Origin of the sequence: Frankia sp. Mgl5, assembly GCF_023242985.1 — a bacterium.
GTDB lineage: Bacteria > Actinomycetota > Actinomycetes > Frankiales > Frankiaceae > Parafrankia > Parafrankia soli.
This window is the reverse complement of record NZ_JALKFY010000749.1, coordinates 1-1,956: the sequence shown is the minus strand read 5'-3', so window position 1 is coordinate 1,956 and position 1,956 is coordinate 1. Positions and strand designations below refer to the sequence as shown.

Sequence of the window (1,956 nt, the reverse complement as noted above, 5' to 3'; positions counted from 1 at the left end):
CATCTCCTGGACAGCACCGCTCCAGAACAGTCTCCGTCTAAATCGGAGCTCCTCCTTCACGTTCGTGTTCACACACGTGCACGGAACCTGCTGATAGACCTCGAGGAACGTGGCCACCGGTTCCGATTCCTCATCCGTGACCGCGATACGAAATTTACGATTTCCTTCGATGCTGTCTTTGCAGGAGCCGGTATCAACGTGGTGCGCACACCGCCACAGTCGCCGCAGGCGAACGCGATCGCGGAACGCTGGGTCGGCAGCGCCCGCCGGGAATGCACCGACAGGCTGCTGATCGTCTCCGAACGGCACCTGACATCGGTCCTCGACAGCTACGCGAAGCATGTCAACACCCACCGGCCTCACCGCTCCCTCGGCCAGCACCCACCCAACTCACCACCCGTGGTCACCCCGACCCCGGACTCCACCATCCGTCGCACACGCATCCTCGGCGGCATGATCAACGAATATCGCAACGCCGCCTTACCACTTACACGGAAGATCCTGTCAACCGCAAAATACCAGCTCACAGGCCGAATCGGGGTTCTGGAGCCCCACACGCTGGGGATGCTCCCACCCCGCCACCGGCGGCCGCCCCGGCGAGTGCATCCCCGCCCGTCCCGTCACCGTCTCCGTCCAATCCGGCGGTCACCCCACTGCCACACCTCCACATCAAGGCGTTGCGACGACCAATTGAATGCACCCAATACGTTTCTCGTGAGTTTTCCCGGCTCTGCGCTCAACATGATGTTCGCCGGTCCGTCGGATCCGCTGGTGATTGCTACGATAACGCGGTCACCGAGTCGTTCTTCGCCACTCTTGAATGCGAACTCCTCGACCGCACCAGCTTCACCACTCACGACCAGGCCCGCGCGGCGCTATTCGATTTCATCGAGGGCTTCTACAACCGGCAACGCCGCCACTCCACCAATGGATACCTCAGCCCCCACGAGCACGAAACCCGCTACTACGGGTACCATCAAGCCGCATAACCGTTCAAATCCCTACCTGTGAACGAAACTGGGGCAGCTTCAACCACCTCTCAACGCAACAAATCCGGGTCGGCCGTAGAAAGGCCGCGCGACAACGGCGGGCGGCTACGGCGTCGCGCAATCCTCGGGGAAACCTCAGGGGATCGAAGCGAGCGGCCAGACCTGGCCGGTGGTGCTGTCGATGAGCGCGGCTTGGGTGATCCGGGCGGCGAGCGGGAGGACGTCGTAGACGGTGGCGGCGGCAACCGGAAGCTGCGCGAGGCGGGCCCGCGGAACGAGGGCGCAATGCGGTAGCCACCTGTCGATCTCGTAGTGCTGGTGGATGAACGCCCCGGTGGCTCGGACGGCCCGGACGGCCTCCTGCTGCCGGCCGACAAGTCCCTCCTTGCCCGCCGGAATGAGCGAGATGCGGCCGCGGCGGAAGGCGCCGAGCGCGTCAAAGGTGATCTCCATGGGTCCCCGGTCGGGGAGGGCCTCGATTGCCGCCTGGACGCTGCCGAGATCCCACCGCAGCAGGACCACGTAGGACAGGTGAGGACGGTGGAGACGGTGAGTGTGCGAGCGGAGCGTCGGCACGCCTCGCTCCTCGAGCCGATCCCACAGGTCTCGCAGCGCACGGTCGGCACGAGGATCGAAGAGCAGGCAAATCCCGAGAGCCACGATCTAACGGTAGCCGATCACATCCGTTACGCAGTCGAGACCGCTGGCGCTGACGCGTTCGGGGGGATCCGGCGCACGCCAAGAGCTCCGGCGACCGCGGTCGGACCGCGCGGGCGAGTTCGGTGAACCCGGCGAGAAGCCGCAGCTGCGGGTTGGTGTCGACGGCGAGCTCGCAGTGGCCGCAGCGGATGTTTTGGATCAGTGCATGCCCGGCGCTGATCGTCTGGACGGTGAACCGCCCCGGGTCGGATGGAGGCTTGATTCTCTGAGAGGATCGAGTCATGGCACGTCCTTCCCCTTACCCCGC

The 1,956-nt window shown here is 64.8% G+C and carries 1 protein-coding gene and 3 pseudogenes; 2 read left to right on the top strand and 2 right to left on the bottom strand.

Annotated elements, in window-relative coordinates:
• Window positions 1–75 precede the first annotated feature (75 nt).
• Both MXD62_RS39885 and MXD62_RS27350 read left to right on the top strand, forming a co-directional pair.
• Window positions 76–480: pseudogene (locus tag MXD62_RS39885) on the top strand (integrase core domain-containing protein); the annotation flags it as partial.
• A gap of 266 nt (window positions 481–746) precedes the next feature.
• Window positions 747–989: pseudogene (locus MXD62_RS27350) on the top strand (integrase core domain-containing protein); the annotation flags it as partial.
• Between the two features lie 135 nt (window positions 990–1,124).
• Here MXD62_RS27350 and MXD62_RS27345 read toward each other — a convergent pair.
• Both MXD62_RS27345 and MXD62_RS27340 read right to left on the bottom strand, forming a co-directional pair.
• A complete protein-coding gene (locus MXD62_RS27345; RefSeq protein ID WP_248832275.1) occupies window positions 1,125–1,649 on the bottom strand; it encodes a 2'-5' RNA ligase family protein in 525 nt (174 codons plus the stop codon).
• Window positions 1,650–1,752: 103 nt separating this feature from the next.
• Window positions 1,753–1,881, bottom strand: a pseudogene (locus MXD62_RS27340) (IS6 family transposase); the annotation flags it as partial.
• Between the last annotated feature and the right edge of the window lie 75 nt (window positions 1,882–1,956).